This is a genomic window from Pseudomonadota bacterium (genome assembly GCA_023229365.1).
Classification (GTDB): domain Bacteria; phylum Myxococcota_A; class Polyangia; order JAAYKL01; family JAAYKL01; genus JALNZK01.
Genome location: JALNZK010000021.1, coordinates 1 through 16482 on the forward strand (window position 1 = coordinate 1; position 16482 = coordinate 16482).

The 16482-nt window shown below is 67.4% G+C and carries 18 protein-coding genes and 2 tRNA genes; 9 read left to right on the top strand and 11 right to left on the bottom strand.

What is annotated here, in order from left to right:
* The first annotated feature begins 26 nt into the window (after positions 1-26).
* Both M0R80_11825 and M0R80_11830 read left to right on the top strand, forming a co-directional pair.
* On the top strand, positions 27-215 hold the full coding sequence (locus tag M0R80_11825) for a DNA-binding protein (GenBank protein ID MCK9460319.1): 189 nt from the start codon (positions 27-29) through the stop codon (positions 213-215).
* Positions 212-1426, top strand: a complete 1215-nt coding sequence (locus M0R80_11830) for a tyrosine-type recombinase/integrase (protein ID MCK9460320.1) — start codon at positions 212-214, stop codon at positions 1424-1426. The genes M0R80_11825 and M0R80_11830 overlap by 4 nt, the downstream gene beginning before the upstream one ends.
* Positions 1427-1489: 63 nt before the next feature.
* Here the strand turns inward: M0R80_11830 and M0R80_11835 are convergent.
* Positions 1490-1561: transfer RNA gene (locus M0R80_11835), tRNA-Glu, on the bottom strand.
* A 51-nt stretch (positions 1562-1612) separates the two neighbouring features.
* Positions 1613-1685, bottom strand: a tRNA-Lys gene (locus M0R80_11840).
* Between the two features lie 167 nt (positions 1686-1852).
* On the opposite strand from M0R80_11840, the gene M0R80_11845 reads away from it, so the two are divergent.
* The 3 genes from M0R80_11845 to M0R80_11855 all read left to right on the top strand — a co-directional run bounded on the left by M0R80_11845 (position 1853) and on the right by M0R80_11855 (position 5093).
* A complete protein-coding gene (locus M0R80_11845) occupies positions 1853-2812 on the top strand; it encodes a tetratricopeptide repeat protein (protein ID MCK9460321.1) in 960 nt (319 codons plus the stop codon).
* Between the two features lie 78 nt (positions 2813-2890).
* Positions 2891-3316, top strand: coding sequence for a hypothetical protein (locus M0R80_11850; GenBank protein MCK9460322.1), 426 nt, complete (start codon positions 2891-2893; stop codon positions 3314-3316).
* Positions 3317-3368: 52 nt separating this feature from the next.
* Entirely contained in the window at positions 3369-5093 is a 1725-nt protein-coding gene (locus tag M0R80_11855) for a protein kinase (protein MCK9460323.1), read from the top strand.
* Positions 5094-5111: 18 nt separating this feature from the next.
* Here the strand turns inward: M0R80_11855 and M0R80_11860 are convergent, their stop codons facing one another.
* The 7 genes from M0R80_11860 to M0R80_11890 form a co-directional block, all read right to left on the bottom strand.
* Positions 5112-6029: a PEGA domain-containing protein gene (locus M0R80_11860; protein MCK9460324.1), complete on the bottom strand. Its 918-nt coding sequence runs from the start codon at positions 6027-6029 to the stop codon at positions 5112-5114.
* A gap of 26 nt (positions 6030-6055) precedes the next feature.
* Complete coding sequence (locus M0R80_11865; GenBank protein ID MCK9460325.1) at positions 6056-6493, bottom strand: hypothetical protein; 438 nt, start codon at positions 6491-6493, stop codon at positions 6056-6058.
* A gap of 28 nt (positions 6494-6521) precedes the next feature.
* Positions 6522-8312 carry a PEGA domain-containing protein gene (locus M0R80_11870; protein ID MCK9460326.1) on the bottom strand — a complete coding sequence of 597 codons (1791 nt, stop codon included), beginning with the start codon at positions 8310-8312 and terminating at the stop codon, positions 6522-6524.
* A gap of 129 nt (positions 8313-8441) precedes the next feature.
* Positions 8442-9755, bottom strand: coding sequence for a hypothetical protein (locus M0R80_11875; GenBank protein MCK9460327.1), 1314 nt, complete (start codon positions 9753-9755; stop codon positions 8442-8444).
* A complete protein-coding gene (locus M0R80_11880) occupies positions 9755-10246 on the bottom strand; it encodes a hypothetical protein (protein MCK9460328.1) in 492 nt (163 codons plus the stop codon). Before M0R80_11880 ends, M0R80_11875 begins: the two co-directional genes overlap by 1 nt.
* Before the next feature lie 11 nt (positions 10247-10257).
* Positions 10258-10821: a zf-HC2 domain-containing protein gene (locus M0R80_11885; GenBank protein ID MCK9460329.1), complete on the bottom strand. Its 564-nt coding sequence runs from the start codon at positions 10819-10821 to the stop codon at positions 10258-10260.
* 11 nt (positions 10822-10832) lie between these two features.
* Positions 10833-11564 carry a sigma-70 family RNA polymerase sigma factor gene (locus tag M0R80_11890; GenBank protein MCK9460330.1) on the bottom strand — a complete coding sequence of 244 codons (732 nt, stop codon included), beginning with the start codon at positions 11562-11564 and terminating at the stop codon, positions 10833-10835.
* A gap of 169 nt (positions 11565-11733) precedes the next feature.
* Here M0R80_11890 and M0R80_11895 point away from each other — a divergent pair, with 169 nt between their 5' ends.
* Together M0R80_11895 and M0R80_11900 are read left to right on the top strand one after the other, a co-directional pair.
* Positions 11734-12441, top strand: coding sequence for a Crp/Fnr family transcriptional regulator (locus M0R80_11895; protein ID MCK9460331.1), 708 nt, complete (start codon positions 11734-11736; stop codon positions 12439-12441).
* A 44-nt stretch (positions 12442-12485) separates the two neighbouring features.
* The gene (locus tag M0R80_11900; protein ID MCK9460332.1) at positions 12486-12788 is read left to right on the top strand and encodes a hypothetical protein; all 303 of its coding nucleotides are present in this window, start codon (positions 12486-12488) and stop codon (positions 12786-12788) included.
* Positions 12789-13088: 300 nt separating this feature from the next.
* Here the strand turns inward: M0R80_11900 and ybeY are convergent, their stop codons facing one another.
* A complete protein-coding gene (gene ybeY, locus M0R80_11905; GenBank protein ID MCK9460333.1) occupies positions 13089-13550 on the bottom strand; it encodes an rRNA maturation RNase YbeY in 462 nt (153 codons plus the stop codon).
* Positions 13547-14578: a DUF1730 domain-containing protein gene (locus tag M0R80_11910; protein ID MCK9460334.1), complete on the bottom strand. Its 1032-nt coding sequence runs from the start codon at positions 14576-14578 to the stop codon at positions 13547-13549. The genes ybeY and M0R80_11910 overlap by 4 nt, the downstream gene beginning before the upstream one ends.
* Positions 14579-14647: 69 nt before the next feature.
* Here M0R80_11910 and M0R80_11915 point away from each other — a divergent pair, with 69 nt between their 5' ends.
* Positions 14648-15541 (top strand): diguanylate cyclase, encoded by an 894-nt coding sequence (locus tag M0R80_11915; GenBank protein MCK9460335.1) that lies wholly within the window; start codon positions 14648-14650, stop codon positions 15539-15541.
* On the top strand, positions 15538-16473 hold the full coding sequence (locus tag M0R80_11920) for a CAP domain-containing protein (GenBank protein MCK9460336.1): 936 nt from the start codon (positions 15538-15540) through the stop codon (positions 16471-16473). The genes M0R80_11915 and M0R80_11920 overlap by 4 nt, the downstream gene beginning before the upstream one ends.
* Positions 16474-16482: the final 9 nt, after the last annotated feature.

Below are 16482 nucleotides of genomic sequence, written 5' to 3' on the forward strand. Positions count from 1 at the left end.
CATCGGCCCCGTCGCTTCCGATGCCGATGTTCGTGTCACTCGACACACTGGCTGACCTTCTGGATCTCAACAGAAAAACCGTCTACACCGCCGCGCGTCGAGGGATGATTCCCGGTGTTCGGCGCATCGGCCGTGCCTTTCGCGCGCATGTCCCAACAGTGATAGAGTGGTTCTCGGCTGGCCCGCGTACTGACCGCAAGAGGGGGAACCCATGACGGTCAGACACAAGCGGCGCCGCGACCCGAAGACGGGCGAGGCACAGGAAAGACTGAGGATCGAGATTCGTTTCAGACATCCCAACGGCCGTTACCAGCGCATACGACTATGGGCGCAAGGCTCGACCCGGCGAGAGGCCGAGGACGAGGAGCGCAAGGTCATCAAGTCGCTCGAAGACGGCACGTTCAGGAAGGAAGAGGAGGTGAAAGAGGAAGAGCAGAAGAAGATGCCGACAGTAGCGGAGTTCGCGCAGACGTTCATCGAAAAGTACGCCGTAGGGCTCAACAAGCCGTCCGAGGTCGGGACGAAGAGATCGATTGTCCGTTGCTACATCGATCCGTTCATGGGAGACAGGCGCCTTGACGAGATCGGCACTGTAGACATCGATGCCTTCCGCGTCTCTCTCATCGAAGATTGTGGGTTGTCGCCGAAGACGACGCGAAACGCTCTTGCGGTCGTGTCCAAGATGTTCCGTTATGCCGTCGAGATCGGCGCCGTCGAGAGAACGCCGACGGTCCGTTTCCCCAAGTGTCCGGAGCCGCCGTTCGACTACTTCCAGTTCGATGAAGCGGAGCAACTCCTCGGCACGGCGCGAGAGAAATCGTCTTTGTGGTACGGGCCCATCTTCGTCGCCATGAAGACCGGGTTGCGGCGCGGCGAGCTATTCGAACTGAGGTGGCGGGATGTTCAGCTCGCCGGAAATCAGCCGCACTTCAGGATCTCGCGGGCCGTCTCACGCGGCATCGTCGGCACGCCGAAAAACGGAAAGAGCAGGATCGTGTATCTGACGCCCGCGACCGTCGAGTTCCTCGAGGAGCACCGACGCGCGAAGAAGAAGAACTCCAACGCGGAGACTTCGACCCTTGCCGTTCGCCGAGAATTCGGATCACAGCTCGTCTTCGCCTGTGAAGATGGGTCGGCCATCTCGTCGAACAGCTCGGATTGGGCGATTCGGCACGCCTGCGAGCTTGCGAATCTGCACGAGGTCGGGTGGCACGTCCTGCGGCACACCTGCGCGAGCCACATGGCGATGAGGGGGATACCGCTCATCGCGATCAAGGAACAGCTCGGCCACTCGACGATTCAGCAGACCATGCGATACGCGCACCTCGCGCCCGGCTCGGTGAGCGAATCCGTTTCGATGCTCGATGGTGACGACGTGAAAAAAACGGGCACTAAGTGGGCACGAGAGGAAGCGATTGCAAAATGAAGTCCGGGCAAAAAGAGGGGAAACGTCGCGGGATGACTTCGGAATTTTCCGAAAAAACTACTGTGACCCCGACGGGACTCGAACCCGTGCCGCCGGCGTGAAAGGCCGGTGTCCTAACCACTAGACGACGGGGCCTTGCGATAGGCGCGCGGGCCGTGATGCGGCTCGAAGCTCCAGTCGCGTTCGTGAGCCGTGAAGGGTTCGAACCTTCGACCTACGGATTAAAAGTCCGTTGCTCTACCAACTGAGCTAACGGCCCGGCTTCTCGATTTTCAATCGTCGCGCGCGTCCTCGGCGCGACGTGCGAGGCGCCAGCTTGTACCAAGCAATCCTCTCGTTATCAAGGCCGAAAGCTCCCCCGTCTCGCCGGTTGACCGCGCGCCCGACAACGGCGATATCTGTTCGGCCCGAAGGCACGAGGAGCAGATGGACAGGTTCTCCGCACACATCGATCGCAGCTGGGATCTGATCTCCCGGGGCGAGAACACCCCGGCGCTCCTGGCCGCGCGCAAGGCGCTCGAGCTCGATCGCAAGAACCCGGAGGTGCACAACCTCATCGGCTACATCCACGCGCTCGACGGCGAGTTCGACGAGGCGCTGGAGAGCTACAGGCGCGCGATCGACCTCGACGAGTGGTACCTCGATCCGATCCTGAACGCGGCCGAGCTGCTCGCGCACCCAGACGCGGATCCGGAGGAGGCGATCCGCCTCTGCCGCCGCGCGTCCGAGATGGAGCTCTCGAGCGACGAGCAGGCGGACGCCGCGCTCATCGAGATCGAGGCCCTGTTCAACTCGGGGCGCGACGCCGAGGTGCGCGAGAGGCTCGACGCGATCGCCGACGTCGACGCGCTCCCGCCGGCCTACCTCGCGGCGATCGGCCGCGCGTACTACGACGTCGGCGACCTCGAGCGGGCGCGCGGAAACGCCGAGGCCGCGCTCGGCGTCGACGGGGAGCTCGTCGACGCGTGGTACTGCGTGGGGCTCGTCGCGCGGGAGGAGGGGCGCCGCGTCGACGCGGTTTGCGCGTTCCTGAGGGTGCGCGCGCTGGATCTCGAGCTGCCGCGCCTGCCGTGGGGCGCGTCGTGCCCGGAGGAGACCGCCGCGGCCGTCGCGGAGGCGATCGCGGGGCTCCCGGAGGAGCAGCGGCGGCTCGTCGAGGGTGTCGAGGTCCGTGTCGCGCCCTACCCGGACGAGGCGCAGATCCGGGGCGAGGTCGATCCGCGGCAGATCGTCCTGGCGGAGGGCGTCGACGCGACGCGCAGATCGTACGAGCGCCTCTGGGTGTTCTCCTTGAACCTGGAGCGCACGGCGGAGCCGACCGGGATGCGGGAGGAGCTCAGGCGCGCGATCGCCTACGAGATCGGCGAGCCGTGCAGGGAACCGTGACGACCCCGTTTGACGGCCTCATGGCGCGCCGGTATGATCCTCCCCTCCACGGGTGATAGGCGATGGAGGAGGAAGACCATGGGCGCAAACCGCCTCTTCTGGCCGCAGCAGACCATGGACGAGTGGATCGTCGAGGAGAAGGTCGTCATCGACGGCGACGTGCTCCTCATCCGCGAGGCGAAGCGGCGCTACGACATCAGCCAGGCGGTGTACTTCGAGGCGGACGTCGGGGACGGCTCGGATCCGCACAAGCTCGTGGGACGCGTCAAGGAGAAGGCCGCGCTCGAGAAGCTCGGCGCCGAGCACTACATGGACTCGGTGCTGATAGGCGACTCCGCGTACAAGGTGACGCCCGGCTTCACCGGACAGCCGATCATCGAGGTGTCGTCCGCCGCACGCGGCGCGGACATCTCGGGTGCGGTGATGACGCGGGCCGGTGGGGCGTCCTCCGGCGAGAACGACGACCGGGAGCTGCTCGCTCGCTTCCTGCTCGACAACCTGTGACAGAGGAGAGCGCACGCAGCCGAGGGAAGCCGGCGGTGCGCGAGGGGAGACGATGAAAGACCGACTGTTGGGCCGCGTCATCGCCGACCGCTATCGCCTGGAGACGCGCCTCGGGGTTGGCGGCATGGGCGCGGTCTACCGCGCGCGGCACCTGCTCATCGATCGCGTCGTGGCGATCAAGATCCTGCAGCCGGAGCGCCGCGGCGAGGAGCACTTCCGCGCGTGGTTCCTCCGCGAGGCGCGGGCGGTGAACCGGATCAACCACGCCAACATCGTCGACATCAACGACTTCGGGGAGACCGAGGACGGCCTCGCCTACCTCGTCATGGAGCTGCTGGTCGGGGAGGGCCTCTCGGTGCACATCGCCCGCGGCCCCATGGATCTCGGGGTGTCGCTCGACATCCTGGAGCAGGCGACCGCCGCGCTCGCCCGCGCGCACGACCTCGGCGTCGTGCACCGGGATCTCAAGCCGGACAACATCTACCTCATCAACAAGGAGGGCCGGAAGAACTTCGTGAAGGTCATCGACTTCGGCCTCGCGCGCCTCGCGCGGGACGGCCGGCTCGCGGCCAAGGGCGCCGTGTTCGGCACGCCGGAGTACATGTCTCCGGAGCAGGCGCGCGGCGAGGACGCGACGCCGAGCTCCGACCTGTACTCGATCGGCATCATCTTCTACGAGATGATGACCGGGCGCCTCCCCTTCATCGCCCGGGATCGCGACGGCTTCATCGAGAGCCACAAGCAGGTGAAGCCGCAGCCGCCCGAGACGTACAAGAAGGATATCGACGCGCGCGCGTCGCAGATCATCATGACCCTCATCGAGAAGGATCCGGCGAAGCGGTTCCGCGACGCCCACCACCTCCTCGAGGAGTTCAAGACGCTCCAGCGCCGGATGGGCCCGGTGGCGTCGCCGTGGGAGCTCGGACAGGGCGACCGCCGCCCGACCGGGGCGCACCCCGGCCTGACGATGCAGGGGCTGAACATCGTCGCGACGTGGGCGCTCAAGGCGACCGTTTTCGGCCGGATGGTCGCGACGGCGTATCCCACCGGCGGCCCGGAGAACGTGATGGAGGCGATCGAGAGCATCTGGCGCCTCGCCGCGGCGTCCACTCGGCTCGAGGGCGAGCTCGCCGCTGCGTCCACGCGGAACGAGGGGCTGCGCCGCCGCGGCCGGGAGTTCACGGGGCAGGTCGGCCGGCGGATCGAGGATCTCTCGCGCGAGGAGTCGCGCTTGAAGCGCGAGGTCGCGGCCGCGTCCGTGGACCTGAGCCGCCACAAGGAGGACTTCGAGCGCTCCAACCAGGATCTGCTCGAGGCGCGCAAGATCATCGCGTCGATCGACAAGGGGCGCGACGAGATGACGGAGCAGCTCCGGGGAGCGTACGAGCGGGCCGGCGCGGCCGCCGCGAGGAGGCAGGCGCGCGCGGAGGCGATCGCCAAGATCGAGACGAAGATGCGGAAGTGGCAGGAGGACATCGAGCGCATCGAGGTCCAGCTCGTCGAGTACCGCAAGCAGCTCGAGAACCAGTCGACGTCGATCGAGGACGACCTCGAGGCGGGGCGGCAGCGGCTCGCGGCGAAGATGCAGGAGCGCGACGCCTATGGCAAGTCGCTGGCCGACGCCGCGGCCCTCCTCACCGAGCACTTCCGGGACAGGCGGGAGTGCGCCGCGCTGTTCCAGGAGCTCGACGAGCTCGACAAGAGCAGCATCGTCGCCGAGCCACCGCCGGAAGGCCTGTCGTCGCCGGCTTCGTATCTGGAGAAGAACCCCGAGTAGGGGCTTCGGCGTCTCCGGCTAGAACTCGCCGCTGAGCACGAGCCCGAGGTGATCGTTCGTGGCCACCGGGACGAGCGTGACGTTGCCTTCGGACTCGGTGCCGAAGAACAGCTCCGGCTTGAAGAAGAACAGGGCGGCCATCGTGCCGCCGGCCACGAACAGGACCGAGCCGGCGATGCCGAGCCCGAGCCCGATCTTGGACTTGTCCTCGGCGTCGTTGCGCGTGATGACGAGCTCGTTGCAGTAGTAGTCCCAGTCCGCGTCGTTCGAGCTCGCGGAGGTGCCGTCCGGCTTCGTCGCGGTCTCGCAGTTCTCGACGCCCCAGGTCTGCCACTGCACGGTGCTCATCGTGTCTTCGTAGTTGTTCACCGTGGCCTTGTTCTTGCCGTAGACGCCCCAGCCGATGATGCCGGTGACGAGGCCGACGCCGGCGACGACCGACGACGCGATGAAGCCCGCGTTCGTGCGCGACGGCTTCTCCGTCTCGGAGACGAGCGAGACGTCGACGGCGCTCGCCATGCCGCCGTCCACGGTGACCGTCCCCGTGTAGGGGAGGTACCCCTCCGCGGTCACGACGACCCCGTGCTCGCCGGCCAACACCGTCTGTTCGAAGGGGGCCGCGCCCACGGCGGCGCCGTCGAGCTCGACCGTCGCCCCCTCGACGTTCGCTGCCACCTTGATCACGCCCTCTGCGGGCGGCGCCGGCTCCGCGGGCTCCGGCTTCGGGGAGGTCTTGGGCTCCGGTGCGGTGTCCATGTACGGCGCAGCGTCGTCTTCGACCAAGGACGGACCGGTCTTCGGCGTCGGCGCCGGCTCCGGCGCGGGCACGGGCGCGACGATCGCGGCGACAGTGTCGTCCTTGGGGTAGATCTTCATCGTCTTCTCTTTGCCCGCGTCGATGTTGAAATCCTGCTCGATTTCGTCCTCGCCGCGCACGACGATGATGTGGTGCGGCCCCGCCTTCAGGAGGATCTCGTCGTACGGCGGGCTCCGTACGACTCGCCGTCGATGCTCACCGTCGACTCCTTGGGCTTGACCAGGAGGTGCAGCACGCCGACCTTCTTCCGCTGATCCTCCAGGGACTGGCGTGCCGCCGCGCGCTGCTCGGCGTCGATGTCCTCGCCGCCGTCCTTGAGGAACCGCTCGTACGCCTTGATGGCGTTGACCGGATCGTTCAGCTTGGTGTGGCAGTTGCCGATGTGCCCGAGGACGGCCCAGTGCGGCGCGGCGTCGTACGCGGACTGGAAGTGCACGAGGGCCACCTTGTAGTCGTGGGCGTCCATGGCCGCGACACCCTTGTCGAACTCCTTCTTGGCCTTCGCCTTCTGGGCGTCCGCAGGCGATGCGATCAGCACCATCGCGGCGACAAGAGCAATCGTGGCGATCAGAATCCTTCTCATCGACTTCCTCCGCGTTGTCCGAACACCATTAACCGTACGGATTCGACGTGTCGAATCCCCCCTTCTTCTTCCCGGGCGTCTTCGGCTTCTCCGCCGGCTTCGTGGCCGGCTTCGTGGCCGGCTTCGCGGTCGGCTTCGCGGCCGGCTTCGCGGTCGGCTTCGCGGTCGGCTTCGCGGCCGGCTTCGGCTCGGCGACCTTCGAAGGCTCCGGCACGACCACCGGCTCCGGCGGCGGCGGGGTCTCGACCGCCGTTTCGCCGGACGGTGCCACGACCTCAATCAGCTGCAAATCGATCGTCTTCGTCGCGTCGAACTTGACGTCCTTCTCGAGCGACTCGTACCCGTCGGCCTTGGCCTTGACGGCGTGCGAGGCGTCACTGGGGGCGACGGTGATGATAGGTGGGTTGCCGGCCACGCGTTCGCCGTCGACGCTGACGACGGCGGATTCGGGAACCACCTTGATGGTGATCGTCACTTCTGCCGGCGGCAACGGTTCGGGCGGCGGCTTCATCTCCTCGGAACCGCTCGCGAGGAAGTACACGACGGCAGCGATGGCGACGAGGCACACGACGACGACGACCGCAATCACCTTCTTCTTGCCGCCCGCGCCCGCGACCTCGGGCATGTCCACGATGACCGACGGCTGCGCGAGCTCTTCGTCGCTGCCGGTCGGCGCGATGAGCACCGGGGCCTCGGGTGTCGGCGCGACAGGCGCTGCCGGCGCCGGCGCGGGCGTCGGCACCTTCGCAGGTTCCGGCGCGGGTCTCATCGCCGGCGCGGGTGCGGCGGGCTGAAGCGGCAGCGGCGCGCTGGCCGCCACCGGCGCGGCGGGCGCCTGGGCCGGCTTCGCGACGGCCGCCGGTTTCGGAGCCGCCGGAGGAGCCGCGGAAACGGCTGGCAGAGGAGCGGTCGCCGGGGCCTTTGCCGGGGCCGCGGCCGCCTTCGCCCCGCGCGAGAAATCGTCGATCGCGCCGATGAAGTCGGTCGCCGACTGGAACCTGCTCTCGGGCGCGGTCGCGATCGCCTTGTGCACGACGGTCACGAGCCTGGCGTCGATGTCCTTGCGGGACGCGTTCACCGGCGTCGGGATCCGCGCCGGCTCGGTCCCCGCGAGCATCTGGTAGAGGATCGCTCCGGCCGCGAAGACGTCGGCACGGGAGTCCGCCTTCTGCCCCTTCCGGAGCTGTTCCGGTGCGTAGTACTTGTGACTCTCCACCTCGTCCGTGTCGGTCCCGAGCTGCTGCTTGATGCCGCCCTCGCCGAAATCGACGAGCTTCGTGACTCGTCTTCCCGACGAGTCATCCAGGAACACGTCGGCGGGGGAGAGGTCCAGGTTCAGGAGCCCGGCCTTGTGGATTGCCGCGAGCGCCACGAGAATGTCGTGCGCGATCTGGAGCGCCTCGCCGACAGGAAGCGGGCCCTTCTCCTCCAGGTAGTCCGCGAGGCAGGAGCCGACCATGAGCTCGCGCACCACGACCGGCGCCGCGCCCGTGTCGCGCCCGACCTCGACGACGTGCGCGATGTTCGGGCAGCCGAGCCTCCCGGCCTTCGCCGCCTCCTTGAGGAGGATGTCGCCGGCGTTGGAGCCGCGCGCGTGCCGCGGGTGCGTGAGCTTGGCCGCGAGCTTCTGCTTCGTGCGGACGTCCTCCACCTGCAGGACGATGCCGGTCGGTCCTTCTCCCAGGATTGTGACGACCTTGAAACGATCGAGCAGCGTCAGGCCGATGAGTCGAGGCCCGAGATCGATAGGCTTGCCGGTCGCCGGGCAGAAGTGGTTGTCGGCGTTGTGCGAATCACCGCAGTGGGGGCATCGACTCATCCTGGGTAGACCTCCCGTCATCCGTGGAATTCCGAGACGTTACTCCGCACATTAGCAGCTTGGTTCAGTGCTGTAAACACCGCTGGGACGCCGCGTATGAAGTGATCATCATTCACCAAGCGGCGTCGGTCAATACGCGAAATACATGCCGATCCCCACGCCGGATTCGTTCGCATACGGCATCTCGCCGTCTTTGCGTCGGAAACGGCGCGCGTACTCCGCGAACACGTTGAACGGCCCCCAGATGAGAATCCGCGTGCCGAGGCCGACGAGGGCGTCGGCTGACAGAACGTCGCCGGCGCCGTTCCCGTCGCGGCCCGCGTAGAGGGCGTGCAGATCGAACCGCTCCATCGGCGAGAGCGCCACGCGCACGAGCAGCCAGTGCGGCCGGCCGCGACCCTCGCTGTCGAAACGGGCGCCGATCTCGATCGCGCGCCGGAAGGAGAACGCCGCGTCGGCCATCCAGCCGTGGGACGACGCGTCCGCGGTGTTGGGGTTCGCGAGGTGATCCGCGAACGTGTTGGTGCGATCGTCGACCGGATCGCGGCTGTAGAAGCGGCGGCTTCGGTCATAGAACGGGTTGAGCAGCGCCGGGTGGTAGTCGGAGCCCAGATGACGGTACTCTCCGCGCGCGCGCAGCGCCGCCTCGTCCTTCCGCGAAAAGGTGAACGACGCCGCGAGGCCGGCGTGCACGCCGACGTCGCCGTCCATGCCCATCACGTCGGCGTAGGGGATGAGTGATGCGACGTCGAGATCGACAACCCGCAGCGAAACGTCGCCGCCGGTCACCGCGATCACAGTGTCCGAGTTCCCCATGACGCGGCGCGGGGCCTTGATGTCGGCCCCGAGCGTGTACCCGATCTCCAGCCGCCGCGGCCAGTCGCCGTCGAGGAACCACGCGAGCGGGGCGATCCGCGCTCGCCCGGCGAGGATTTCCGGCGCAACGACGTCGTCCATCAAGAACTCGATGCCGTTGCCCGCATACTCCGCGTCGAGGATCAGCCCGCCCTGGTAGTGGTCCATGTCCGCGGAGTTGAAGTAGTGATCGGCCACGGATCCGTGCCCCACGCCGACGCCGTTCAGCTCGCCGAGCCGGGCGTCCAACTCGGCGTCGTCCCACGTTTTCGCGAACGCGACGCGGCGGGCGATCCGCGCGAAGTCCGAGGGCTCGTCCCAATCCTGATCGCGCAGGACGCCGTCCTCCTCCGGGGCGTCATCGATGATGCGGAAGCGCAACGGCCCCGACAGCACGAGGCCTACGCCCTCGTAGGCGAGCCCTTGCTCGAGGAGGACCAGCGCGAAGCCGTCTTCGCCGGCCCAGCCGAACCCCGCGTCGACGCCACTGTGGAGCTTCAGGCCGTCGCGATCGGCGGACGACGACACGGCGACGAGCGCGGTCGCGAGCGCGAGCGCCGCGGACGGCGTATGGAGGTCGAATCGCACTAGTAGTGCACGACTCCGCTCGCGTGATCGCAAGCCACGCCGAAGACCCAGCGTCCGAGAGCGCTCTTCAGCCCCGCGGCGAAGAACGGCGCGCCCGGCGTCGCCTTGCCCTGCACGAGCACCGGGTTCCCGGTCGGTCGGGTCAGCGTCAGCGACAGCTCGAAGCGACCGCCGCTCTCGCGATCGAAGCGCAGCGAACCGGCATACGGCGACGGCAGAGACAGCGCCGCGAGGCCGCCGAGGGTCAGCTCGTAGCTGCGCCGGTCGACGAGCTTGAACGTGTCGAATTCCGCGAACGGCGCCGTCTTGAACACCGGAGTGTAGACCGCGAGCGCCGGGTCGATCCCCTGGCCGGTCCGCGACGCCTCGATGGTGAGCACCTCGCAGCGAATCCGCTCCGAGGCCTGCGCCGCCGCCAAGCTTGTCAGGACGAGCAGACCGGAGAGGAGGGCGGCGAGCTTCGCGTTGGGCCGTGGGATCTTGCGCAACATCTTCACATTCCTCAGTCGTTCACCCACACGACGCCGATCGGCTCGCCGTGCTCGTTGGGGACGGACAGCTCCCATCCCGTCACCTGGCCTCGGTTCGCGAGGAACACCTCGGATCCGCGCGGAACGGGAGCCGCCGTTTCGACGCCGGTCGAAGCGGCCCAGATCCCGCCGGCGACTCCCTGCGGAGCCGGCACCGCGGGCTTCGGCGTGCTGACGAACGGCAGCACGAGCAGCACTGCCGCCGCCACGCCGACGACGGACGCGGCGGGAATCCAGATCGTGCGGCGGTGCTCGAAGAACTCCGCGAACCAGACCCCGAGCCGCTCGCCGAGCCCAGGCCTCTCTTCCGCGCGGATCCCCGCCGCGACGCGTTCGACGAACCCGTCGAACGAGACCTGCGCGGCCTGCTCCTCGTGCGCGACGCGCAGAAGATCGCCGAGCCGGCCGAGCTTCTCGATGTAGATGCGGTCCTCGGCGGGTGACGTGCGCAGAGCTTCCTCGACGCGCTTTCGCGCGGAAGAAGAGAGCTCCCCGTCGTGATAACGGTCCAGCTCGTCCTGTGTCACCCTCGCCATCCGCCGACCTCCTACTTCACGATCATCTCGCCGTCCAGATAGTCCTTGAGGAGCCTCTGGAGCTTGTGGCGCGCGTGGTGGAGCCGCGACATGATCGTTCCCTTTGACACCCGCATCGCCTTGGCCATCTCCGCGTACGACATCCCCTGGATCTCCCGCATCTCGATCACCGCCTTGTGATACGGCGGCAGCTCGTCGATCGCTCGCTGGATCTGCTCCGCGAGCTCCTTGCGGCCGATCGTCCTCGACGGGTTGTTGCCGAGGTCGGTGGACAATACGCAGACTTCCCTCTCATCGTGCTCCCTATCGTGCGTCCTCTCGTCGAACTCCGCGCTGATGAACCTCCCGGACCTCCTCATGTGGTCTATGCACAGGTTGACGATTATCCGGTAGAGCCAGGTATAGAAGCTCGAAGAGCCTTGGAAGTTCCCGATGTAGCGATGGACCTTGATGAACGCTTCCTGGCTGATGTCCATCGCGTCGTCGGGCGATTTCACCATGCTCAATGCGATGGTGTAAACCTTCCTCTGGTACCGGCTCACCAGCTGGCCAAAGGCCGTTTCGTCGTCCTGCTGGCAGCGCCGGACGAGTTCGAGGTCTTGCTCCGCCTCACTCTTTCTATCCGGTGCCGCCCTCGTGGGGATGGACAGCGATGGCACGTGTTTATTCACGTTCGATATTGTCTTGTCAGCGGTTTTCCCCGAAGTCCGCTCCGGGGCCGCGGTGCTGGCTCTTCCGATCATGGAGGGGCGACCTCGCCACCCGGGTGACTCTAGCATCTCGGGTCCGCCTCCGCAATTGTCCGCCCCGCACGGGACATGGTGATTTCGCGCCGGGACCGCAACCTCGTCTGGAATTGACAACGTGCGGGACCACCGGTACTTGCTTGATCTGCTGGACCGGGAGTTGCTCGTGAGATCTGATCTCGTCGACAAACTGCGCACGTTCAAGGTGTTCGCCGAGGTGCCGGCGAGCCGGCTCGCATCGGTCGCCCGCGAGACCACCGAGCTGGCTCTCGAGCGCCACGAGCTCGTTTGGAACGAGGGCGACACGTGCCGCTATCTCTTCTTCCTGCTGAGCGGCCGCGTGAAAATAATCAAACACTCGGAAACCGGCAAGGACGTCATCATCGAGATCTACGGGCCGCAGGACGCCATCGGCGAGACCTCGGTGCTCGTCGGCAGCGCGTACACGACCGCGGCGGTGTGCTTGTCCGAGACGCGTTTGCTGTGCGTCCCGCGCAGCGAGATCCTGAACCTGCTCGAGACCGTTCCGGGGATGGCGCTCCGATCGCTCCGGGGCATGGCCCGCAGGCAGCGCATGCTCATGCAGAAGATCAAGGAACTCGCCGCGGGCGGGGTCGAATACCGCATCGCGCACCTCCTCCTCAAGCTCGCGGACCGTGTCGGCGAGGATGAGACCTCGAACGGGATCACGATCCCGATCGTGCTGTCCCGCCAGGATATCGCGGATCTCGTCGGCACGACCGTGGAGACCGCGATTCGCGTCATGAGCCGTTGGCGGAAAATGGGGATCGTGACGAACGACAAGCGCGGCATTCTCATTCGAGATCGCGAGACGCTCGAGGACCTGGCCGCGGGTATTACCACGCACATATGATCCGCGTCATTCTCCCGCCGCGTCATCTCTGTCAGTTGGGTTGCATGACTAAGGAAGGGGCTTCGGGCAGCACGGTCACGGGCACGGGCGAGTTCGAGCGCAAGCAGAAGTACGTCATCGCGACGGTGGAATTGAAGGACGGCGTCATCCGCAGCTTGGGCTTCGCGAGCGACGACGGTGCCGTGCCCGAGGGTTCCGAGGACGTCGTGCGGTTGCTCGTCGGGCGCACGGCCAGCGAGGCGCTTGTCATCGACACGAACGCGCTCGAGCGCTACCCGCGGGCGACATACGAGGTGCTCTTCGAGGCGTTTTACCGCGCCGTGGAGACCTGTTTGGACCCACAGTGAATTCGAGGAGTTGGACACCGGAGCCCGAGGTTATCCACCGGTTATCCACAGGAGGGGTAAACGCCGTGGATTCTCATTGCTTTTTCCATTCCACCTCTGGCCGCGCAAGCTCGGCGACCGCAACTGGCCAGAATTCAAAGATGAAATCGCCAGAAACCCATTAGAAACCGTTTGCGAAAGTTTCGTGCTTGGTTATCATCGTGGGCCTTTGTGAGCGAGGCCGACCTGTGGCAGTTATTCACATTTGGGGCCGTTCGGGAGGGGATGAAGGCGCCTCTTTAAATGAGTTGTCTTGCCCGGTCAATAGCGAATTTGACTTTTTGCCGCTTTTTCGAGGTGCGCGGCGCACGCGAACATCTTTCTTGCGTCCTCGGGGCGCTCGTGATCGTGGCCGACGAGGTGGAGCACGCCGTGCACGAGCAGCGCCGTCGCTTCGTCGAGAAGCCCGCGTCGCTCCGCGCGCGCTCTGCGCGTCGCGGTCTCGAGCGAAATCACGACGTCGCCGAGGATGACGGCGACCGCGCGTTCGGCCGCGCCGTCCTGCGGGAAGGAGAGGACGTCGGTGGCTTTGTCCAGCCCGCGGTAGTCGCGGTTCAGCTCACGGATGAACGCGTCGTCGCACAGCACGATCGAGAGCTCCGCTCCCCGCAGCCCGAGACACGCAAGGATCTTCGAGGCGCGGCCGGCGACCGTCCGCGAGTCGAGCGCGCGGCCAGCGCGGACGCGCCGCACGAGGACGGCGTTTGTCGAAGCGGGCTTCACGGGATCGGTATCCCATGGACGCGCGGGCGGTTCAAGGCGCGGCCCGCGATCGCGAGGCGCGCGTTGCGGCGGATGACTACGGCGCCGGTGCGCTCGAGGCAGGTCCCTTCGACCAGCCGAGCGAGCTCGGCGTCGGGCATCGCCGCGATCCGCGCGAGATCGAGATCCTCGGGGCCGGTCCGCAGAGGAGGCTCGAGCTCGCACCGCTCTTCGAACCCCGTGCCGCGAGGGCACGCGTCCGTGCAGGCGTCGCATCCGAAGACGAGCCGCACGGCGCCGCGGAGCGCGGCTGGCACGCCGCCGGTCGTGTTCTCGATCGTGTGGTATGAAAGACACGATCGACAGTCGATGACGCCGCGCTCGCGGAGCGCGCCCGTCGGGCAGGCCGCCACGCAGGCGCCGCAGCCGCGGCAAAGTTCCGCGACCAGCGGCGCGCCAGGGTCGCGAGGTCGCGGCACGCGCGCGAGGACGATCTCGCCGAGCACGACGCGCGGCCCGATCCCCGGGACGATCAGCGCGCCGTTCATGCCGATGAATCCGATGCGCGCGAGCGCCGCCCAGGTCCGTTCGAGGATCGGCGCCGTGTCCGAGAACAGGCGGTAGCGCGCCCCCGGAAAGCGCGAGACGAGCTCCGACGCGAGCCGCTCGAGGCGGGGGCGGATCGTCGTGTGGTAGTCCGAACCGCGCGCGTGCGCCGCCGTGTGCCGCCATATCCCCATGGTCGTGGCGCCGGCGCCATAGGGCATCGCGACACAGACCACCGCGGTCGCGTCCTCGACGATGCCGACGTGGCGCGGGTCCATCCGCGGCGCCAGCCACCGCGACGCGTATCCGAGCTCCGCGTTCATGCCCTCGGCCAGCCATGCTTCGTAGGTCGCCGAGGCCGCGAGCGGAACCGCTCCTGCCGGCGCGACCCCGGCCGCCGCGAACCCCAGGCGGCGTGCGGCGGGACCGAGGAAATCCCAAGGCGGCGGGGCGTGGCCCGGGATCACGGTTTCGCAACGATCTTCCCGCGGAACGACGGTCATGTTACCACAATGTAACCCTATCTGGAGCTTCTGGGCAAAGGCGGGTGGCATGGAGACACGGGACGGCAGATGAAGGATTTCGAGGATGTCAGCGAGAAGACTCGCGTCACGGATGCGGTGGCGATCAAGCCCTCCGATTCCGCGCAGGACGTCCTCGTGCTCATCTACCCGCCGGGGCCGAACATGGGGCGGAAGTACGAGCTCAAGGGCAAGGTGATCACCATCGGCCGCGACCAGGCGTCCGACATCCTGGTGAGCAACGATTCCGTCTCGCGCCGGCACGCGCGCCTCAGCATGGAGGGCAGCCGCCGGATCCTGACCGATCTCGAGAGCACGAACGGGAGCTACATCGCGGATCAGCCGATCATCTCGCAGGTCCTGCGCAACGGCGATCAGATCAAGATCGGCGATACGATCTTCAAGTACCTCGTGGGGAGCGACGTCGAGGCTTCCTACCACGAGGAGATCTACCGGATGACCATCATCGACGGCCTCACGGGCGTCTTCAACAAGCGCTACTTCCTCGAGGCGCTCGGCCGGGAGATGGCGCGCGCCCAGCGGTACGGCAGGCCGTTGTCCATGCTCATGTTCGACATCGATCACTTCAAGCGGGTCAACGACAACTACGGCCACCTCGCCGGAGACTACGTGCTCCAGTCGCTCGCGCGTGTCATCTCGACCCGCGCCAGGAGGGAGGAGATCTTCGCGCGTTACGGCGGAGAGGAGTTCTGCATCCTGCTCCCCGAAACGCAGAAGGAAGGCGCGATGGAGCTCGCCGAGCAGCTCCGCAAGCGCGTCGCCTCGCACACGTTCGTTTTCGAGGCCGAGGAGATCCCGATTACCGTGAGCATCGGCGTGTCCACGGTCGTGGACGAGAACCTCCCGGAGAACGAGTTCATCCGCCGCGTCGACGAGAAGCTGTACCTGGCGAAGTCCGAGGGCAGGAACTGCGTCCGCGGATGAAGGCTCGCCCCGCAGCCCTCGCCGCGGCCTTCGCGGTGCTCGGCGCGTGCGGCGCCGTTGGCCCGGGCACGGGTGCCGACGACGTCGTAGCGGAGAAGGGGGCCGCAGCCGAGATCGCGACGATGACCGGCGACGGCGGGCAGGCGCCGGTTCCGAAGGCCACGGGTGAGGAGCGGGCGGCGGCCCTGGCGCTGGTCGCGCTCGTGAACGCCGCGCGGGCCGAGAGCGGCCTCACGCCGCTCGTCGTTTCGAAGCCGCTCGCCGCGGTGAGCCGCGCGTACTGCGCCGAGATGGAGAGGACCGGCCTCGTCGCACACGAGTCTGCGATCTCCGGCGGCCCCGGGGATCGCGCCGCGCGGGCGGGGATCCGCTTCACGCGCCTGACGGAGAACCTCGCCGTCGCGGCGGACGCCGACGCGGCGCACGAGGGGCTCATGAACTCGCCCGGACACCGCGCCAACATCCTCGATCCGGCGGTGACCGAGATCGGTGTCGGCGCGATCTTCTCGGTCGTGGACGGCCTCGAGTCGCTGATCGTGACGCAGCTGTTCGCGGCGCCGCAGGAGCGGATCGATCCCGCGACCGCGCCCGGCGAGCTGATCGAGCGTCTGAACGCCGCCCGCCGCGCCAGGCATCTCGAGCCGTTCGCGCGGCACGCCTGGCTCGACGCGAGGGCGGCGGAGGCGCTCGCCGACTGCGGCGCGAGCTCGCTGAAGGCGGGGAGCGGGGCGGAAAAGGCGCCCCCGTTCCGGCTGCTGCGCGCGGTCAAGATCGAGGGCGGGACCCTGGAGCAGATCGCCGAGAGCCTCGTCGGAAGCGAGCAGAGCTCGTCGCCGCACCTGACGCACGTCGGCGTGGCCGTCGCGCGCGCGAAGGGAGACGCCGGGGCCGTGGGAGGGTGCGCGGTCGTGTTCTACGCCGCGAAGAAGTGATCCGGGCGG